A 7,007-nucleotide genomic window follows, 5' to 3' on the forward strand; every position below is an offset into this window, starting at 1 on the left:
GAAGGAGCCGGCGCTCGACCTGGCCGAGTTCGAGGTGGCCGGCATGCCTTATGTGCCGGTGCGCCTGTTCGCCTACAGCGGGCGGAACCTGTACCGGCCGGGCGAACGTTTCGAGGTCTCGGTGATCGCGCGCGACGCTGACGGTCGCCCGGTTCCGCCGCAGCCCATCCAGGCGATCCTCCGGCGGCCCGATGGCAAGGCGCAGTGGACCGCCACCTGGCAGCCGGAAGCGGCGTTCGCCGGTTACTACCGACGGCCGATCGAACTGCCGCCGGATGCCGCAACCGGTTCGTGGAACCTCGAACTGCGTGCCGATCCGGCGGCGCGCCTGGCGGGAACGAGCATGCAGTTTGGCGTCGAGGAGTTTCTGCCGGAACGGATGAAACTGGACCTGGCAAGCCCCGCCGAACGCCTGACCGGCGAGGCTGACTGGCGTATCGACGTTGCCGGGCGTTACCTGTACGGCGCTCCGGCAAGCGGCAACCGCCTGCTCGGCGTGGTCACCAGCGAGCGTAACCGCAACCCGCTGGCGCAGAAGCTGCCGGGCTTCGTCTTCGGCGACGCGGACGAAGACAACGAAAAGGCGCGCAGCGAACTGCCCGAGCAACAACTCGACGAGCAGGGCAAGGCCAAACTCGCCGTCAGCCTCGAACAGGTCGCCAAGCGTCGCTCGCCGTACACCGTACGCACCACGGTGAGTCTGCTGGAAAGCGGCGGCCGGCCGGTGGTGCGCAGCGTCGAGCGCATCTTCTGGCCTGCGCCGGTCCTCGTCGGCGTCCGCCCGATGTTCGTCGGGGCTTACGCGCGCGAGGGCGCGCCAGCCGATTTCGAGGTCGTACGCAGCGACAGCAGCGCTGCGCTGAAGGCGAGCGGTGCCCTGCCCGTGCGGCTTTTTCGTGAGAACCGCAACTACTACTGGCGCTTCGACGATCAGCGCGGCTGGAACTCGGGCTTCACCGAAACCGACGAACTGGTGACGACAAGCCAGATCACGCTCCCGGCGGGTGGTCGCGGCAAACTCAGCCTGCCGGTCAAGTATGGCCGCTACCGTCTGGAAATCTTCGATCCGGAGACGCGGCAAACGACGCGCTTCCGCTTCTACGCCGGCTGGTCGGCGAAGGACGACGAAACGCAGGGCGTCCGTCCTGATCGTGTGGCGCTCAAACTCGACAAGGCGGCCTACGCTGACGGGGAAAAGGCACGCCTGACGATCAGTCCGCCGCACGCCGGCGAAGCGCTGGTGACGATCGAAGGCGACCGCGCGTTGTGGGTGCGCCGCCTGTCGGTCGGCAGCGACGAAACGACGATCGACCTGCCGCTTGACAAGGAATGGAGGCGGCACGACCTCTACGTCTCGGTCATGGTGCTGCGACCCTCGGGCGCCGGCGAAAAGCTGACCCCGGCGCGCGCGCTCGGCCTCATCCACGTGCCGCTCGAACGTACCCACCGCAAGCTTGCCGTGACGCTCGAAGCGGCGCAGAAGGTTGCGCCGGAGCAGCCGTTGAAGGTGCGCGTCAAGGTTCCCGAGGCGAAGGGACTGCCGACGATGATTACCGTCTCGGCGGTCGATTCGGGCATTCTGAACATCACTCGCTACGCCAGTCCGGACCCCTTCGGTTTCTTCTTCGCCAAGCTGCGCTATGGTGCCGATGCCTACGATATCTACGGGCGGCTGATCGAAAAAATGGCTGGGCAAAAGGGCAAGTTGAAGTTCGGCGGCGACGCCGCACCCAAACCGACGCGCAGTCTGCCGAAGAAGCTTCGCCTGGTCGACCTGTTCAGCGGACCGCTGACGGTCGACGAGAAAGGCGAGGCCGAGGTGTCGTTGCCGGTACCCGATTTCAACGGCAGCCTGCGTCTGATGGTGGTGGCGGCGAGCGGCGATCGCTTCGGAATGCAGGAGGCGGAAGTGACCGTCGCCGCACCGCTGGTTGCCGAACTCGCGACCCCGCGCTTCCTGTCCGTGGGTGATAGCGCAGTACTTGCGCTCGACCTGCACAACCTGGCCGGCAAGGAACAGGCGGTGAAGGTGGCCGTGAGCAGCCGCGACGGCCTGCTGATCAAGGGGGGTGAGCAGCAGATCGTGCTCGGCGACGGCGAGAAGCGCGTCTTGCGCGTGCCGCTTGAAGCGGGCAGTGCGATCGGTCTGGCCGACGTGCAGGTCAAGCTGGATAGCCCGCTACGCAAGATCGAGCGCAGTTTCCCGCTGCAGGTTCAGGCGCCGACACCTCGCCAGTCAGTCGTCCGCCGGCTGATCGTCGGCCCTGGCGAAAGCGTCGATTTGCGCGAAGCGGAACTCGGCGGCCTGCTGCGGCAGACGGTTACAGCAACGCTGACCGTGTCCGACAAGGCGCCGATCGACGTACGCAGTGCGGTACAAGGCCTGCTCACCTATCCCTACGGCTGTGCCGAGCAGACGACGAGCACGGCGTATCCGCACGTCTTCATCGACGAGGCCGGTGCCCGCCGCTTCGGGCTGAAAGCCTACACGGCGGCCGAGCGCGCCGCCATGCTGGACAAGGCGATCGCCCGTCTCGCCGGCATGCAGGCGCCGAGTGGCGGCTTCAGCCTGTGGGGCGGACTGGCCGAGTATCAGTATTGGTTGACCGCCTACGTCGCGCACTTCCTCCTCGATGCGCGCGAGCAGGGCTTCAACGTGCCGCCCGAAGTGGAGAAGCGAGCCCTCGAATTCCTCCTGAAAGGACTGCAGGAAGGCGTCGCCGGTCTGCCGACCGGCCCGCTCGTCTATAACCCGAACGCCATCTGGAACGACTCGCGCTACGCCGGCGGCGGCCGTTTCGGTGTTCTCGCTTACGGTGCTTATGTGCTCGCCCGGCAGGGCAAAGCGCCCCTGTCTACGCTGCGCCAGATGCACGATCTGCGGGCCGCTGCGCATTCCGGTCTGGCCCTCGTTCACCTCGGCCTGGCGCTCGAACTGATGGGCGACCCGACACGCGCCGAGAGCGCCATTGCCAACGGTATCGGAAAACCGCGCGGCGGGCCCGCCAACGCCTGGTGGGGCGACTACGGCAGCAACCTGCGCGACTGGGCGATGATGTACGTCCTGCTCGACCGGCACAAGCTCAGACCTGCCGGGCGCGAGAACCTGGTAGCCCAGGTTGCCGGCGAAATACAACGTAACGGCTACTACAGCACGCAGGAGAAACTGGCGCTCTTCCTGCTCGGCCAGCAATTCGCTACCGAGCCGAGCGACGGATGGAACGGTGAAGTGCTGACCGCCGGCAAGGCGCGCGCCATCGCTGGTCCCGGTGCCGCTTACCAGTCGCTGAGCGCGGATGAGGTCGCCGGTGGGCTGAGCTTGCGCAACACGCACAAGGCGCGTCTGTTTGCTGAACTCAATCTGAGCGGCCATCCGGCGCGCGCGCCGGCGGAGCGGCGTGAGGTGTTCGACCTGCGGCGCGACTGGTTTACTGCCGACGGCCAGCCGCTCGGTAAGCGTACGCTGCGCGTCGGCGAAAGCCTGCTCGTCCGCCTGCAGGTGAAGACCACTGGGCGCTACGCCAATGGTCTGATCATCGACGCGGTTCCGGCCGGCCTGGAAATCGAGAACCTCAACCTCGTGCAGGGCGAGCAGTCGGTGGTTCTGGTCGACGGCGTCGATCCGCGCCAGGTGATGCAGAACAGCAACATCCGGCATGTCGAGTTCCGCGACGACCGCTTTGTCATCGCCGCGCGCCTGGCCGAGCGACAGCAGTTCTTCTACCGCGTGCGGGTCGTCACCCCCGGGCGCTTCGTCGTTCCGCCGAGTTACGCTGAAGACATGTATCAGCCGCAGATCTATGGCCTTGCCGGCGGCGACGAGGTACTCGTCGTCAGCGACGGGCATGAAGAAGCTGCCGGCGGCGGCGTCCAGCGCAGTAGCGCAGCGGCTCGCCGATGAACCAGCCGCAGGGCATTGCCGCGGCGAGCTGTCAGCCGGCGGCGGAATGATCCGGGCACTGCGGCTGACGCTGGCCGCAGTGCTCGCACTGCTGCTGCTTGCCGACCAGTTGTTCCCACCGCCGCTGCCCGGACGCGCGGCAGCGCAGGCGCAGGTCGTGCTCGCGCGCGACGGCACGCCGCTGCGCGCCTTTCCCGACCGTACGCACGTCTGGCGTCACCCGGTACGCCTGGAGGAAGTCTCGCCGCGCTACCTTGAAGCGCTGATCGCCTTCGAGGACCGCAGCTTCTGGTGGCATCCCGGGGTCAATCCCTGGGCGCTCGCGCGCGCCGGCGGGCAGTGGTTGCGCCACGGACGGATCGTTTCCGGCGGGTCTACGCTGAGCATGCAGGTCGCGCGTCTGCTCGAGCCCACACCGCGCACGCTGGTTGGCAAACTGCGCCAGATCGCACGTGCGCTGCAACTCGAACTGCGCTGTTCGAAACGCGAGATTCTCCAGATCTATTTGACTTATGCCCCGATGGGTGGCGTCCTGGAAGGCGTCGAGGCAGCCAGCCGCGCTTACCTCGGCAAGCCGGCGCAACGCCTGAGCGCATCCGAGGCGGCGTTGCTCACTGTGCTACCGCAGGCGCCGTCGCTGCTGCGTCCCGACCGCTATCCGGAACGCGCGCGTCAGGCGCGCGACAAGGTGCTGGCGCGCATGCTCGAGCGCTGGGGCGCAGCAACGATCGCCGAGGCGAGGCAGGAGCCAGTGATCGCACAAACCGTACGCGAACCTTTGCTCGCGCCGCTCTTTGCCGAGCGTCTGCGTCGGCGCAATCCGGGCCTCGCGCGCATCGAAACGACGCTCGACGCGCGCGTGCAGCAAAGCGTCGAACAACTGCTCGCGGCGCGCCTGACCGTCGTTCCGCCGCGCGTCTCGCTGGCTGCGCTGGTGGTCGACAATGCAACGCTCGAAGTTCGCGCCTACGCCGGGTCGGCCGACTTCAGCGACGACGAACGCTTCGCCCATGTGGATATGGTGCAGGCGCCGCGCTCGCCAGGCTCGGCGCTGAAACCCTTCCTCTACGGATTTGCCCTCGACGAGGGCCTGATCCACTCGCAGTCGCTGCTCGCCGATGTCCCACAGTCATTCGCGGGCTATCAGCCGGGCAACTTCCAGGCGAGCTTCAGCGGGCCAGTCAGCGTCAGCGAAGCGCTGCAGCGCTCGCTCAACGTGCCGGCGGTCGAAGTGCTTGAACGACTCGGTGCCAACCGTTTCGTTGCCTTGCTGCGCCGCGGTGGCTTGAAGCTCGATCTGCCGCGCGGCGCGACGCCCAATCTTGGCGTGATCCTCGGCGGAGCGGCGGTCAGTCTGGAGGATCTGGTCGGCGCCTATACCGCCTTCGCGCGCGGTGGTATCAGCGGGCGGCCGCGCTATCAGGTGACGGCAGCGCGCGAGGAAAGTCGCATGCTGAGCGAAGGCGCCGCCTTCATCGTGCGCGATGTGCTCGAATCCGGTGGTCCGGTCGCTCGTCAGGTCGAGGGTGGGCTCGGCGTGCGCCGCGGAATCGCCTGGAAGACCGGCACCAGCTTTGGTTTCCGCGATGCCTGGGCGGTTGGCGTCAGCGACCGCTTCACCGTCGGCGTCTGGGTTGGCCGGCCGGACGGTACGCCGAACCCGGGGTTCTTCGGCGCGAACATCGCAGCGCCGCTGCTGGTGGACATCTTCTCGGTCGTCGACGATGCGCCACCGCCGCCGCGCGTGCCGCCGGCAAGCGTCGCCGAGGGCCGCATCTGTTGGCCGCTGGGCACACGCAGCGAGTCCACGCCGCGCGAACTGTGTCACCAGGAACGAACCGCGTGGCTGCTCAATGGCAGCGCGCCGCCCACCTTCGCCGACCGCTTGCGCGACAACGCGGCGCGCTATACCGACTATCGCGACGCAACCAGCGGCCTGCGCGTGCGCAGCGCTTGCGCTGAAGGAAAGATGCTGGCGGTCGCCATGGCGCGCTGGCCGGCGGCGGTCGAACCGTGGCTGAGCAGTGCGCTGCGCGAACGCGCCTTGCCGCCGGCGTGGGCGCCGGCGTGCGCGACTGCGCGCGGACCGGAAGCCGGCTTGCGCATCGTCGGGATCAGCGACGGCGAGATCATCCGCCGAGCCGGCAGCGGTCCGCCGCCGGAGTTGCGCCTGGCCGCTCGCGGCGGGCAACACGATCTCATCTGGCTGCTCGACGGCCGACCGATCGGCCGCGTTCCCGCTGGCGCCGTTCTGCCCTACCGCTTCGCCGAGCCTGGCCGCTATCAGATCACGGTCATCGACGACGCCGGTTACTACGACCGGGTGCAGATCAGCGTGCGTTGACTGCGGCTGTTCCTTGCCCGGCCGTTGGTGTCTTCCTCGGCGACGACAGCGCCGTGCCTACCAGCGAATCTGAACCTCCTGGATGACCTGTGGCGTCGCGCGCTGAATGGTGAAGCGGACGCCTTCGACCTCGATCGTCGTTCCCGCCTTGGGAATTTCGCGTGCGTACTCGAGCAGGTAGCCGGACAGCGTATCGTGACTGGCGCCGTTGCCAGGCAAGTGCAGGCCCAGCTTCTCGATCAGCATCGCCGGCGCCGCGCGGGCGCTCACCAGGTAGTCGCGTTGCCCGAGCTTCTTCAGCCACTCGGCCGGCTTTTCCTGCCGGTCATACTCGTCCTGCATGTCCTCGACGACATCCTCGATAATGTCCTCGATCGTTACAATTCCTTCCGCGCCGCCGAACTCGTCCATCACGACGGCCATCGCGTCGCCATCCTGGCGCAACTCGACGAGCATCGACTCGGCACTCTTGCTGGTTGGCACGTAACGCGTCGGGCTGATGAACGGCGCGATCGACGCGGTTTCGTCGACGCCGAGCAGGTCCATCGCATTGAGCACGCCGATGACGCGGTCGATGCGCCCGTCGTAGACCGGCAGGCGAACGTGCGCGCTCTGCACCGCCAAGCGTACGGCCTCACCGACGGTGCAGGTCTTGTCGACCGCAACGACATCGATCAGCGGCACCATTACCTTGTAGACCGTCGTTTCCGAGAAGTTGAACATGCGCCGGATCATCGTCTTCTCGATCGGCTGGATGTCGCC

The 7,007-nt window shown here is 67.3% G+C and carries 3 protein-coding genes; 2 read left to right on the forward strand and 1 reads right to left on the reverse strand.

Annotated elements, in window-relative coordinates:
* Both RKP46_RS06045 and pbpC read left to right on the forward strand, forming a co-directional pair.
* Positions 1 to 3,901: alpha-2-macroglobulin (locus RKP46_RS06045; protein ID WP_311105802.1), on the forward strand; the 3,901-nt coding region annotated here is incomplete at its 5' end.
* A 46-nt stretch (positions 3,902 to 3,947) separates the two neighbouring features.
* The gene (pbpC, locus tag RKP46_RS06050) at positions 3,948 to 6,245 is read left to right on the forward strand and encodes a penicillin-binding protein 1C (protein ID WP_311105803.1); all 2,298 of its coding nucleotides are present in this window, start codon (positions 3,948 to 3,950) and stop codon (positions 6,243 to 6,245) included.
* Positions 6,246 to 6,302: 57 nt separating this feature from the next.
* Here the strand turns inward: pbpC and RKP46_RS06055 are convergent.
* Positions 6,303 to 7,007: transporter associated domain-containing protein (locus RKP46_RS06055; protein WP_311105804.1), on the reverse strand; the 705-nt coding region annotated here is incomplete at its 5' end.

Source organism: Accumulibacter sp. (assembly GCF_031732815.1).
In the GTDB taxonomy this organism is placed as follows: domain Bacteria; phylum Pseudomonadota; class Gammaproteobacteria; order Burkholderiales; family Rhodocyclaceae; genus Accumulibacter.

Bases quoted from the DNA above. Each gene is read 5' to 3' on its own strand.
- pbpC (WP_311105803.1), top strand. From the start codon at position 3,948: ATGATCCGGGCACTGCGGCTGACGCTGGCCGCAGTGCTCGCACTGCTG.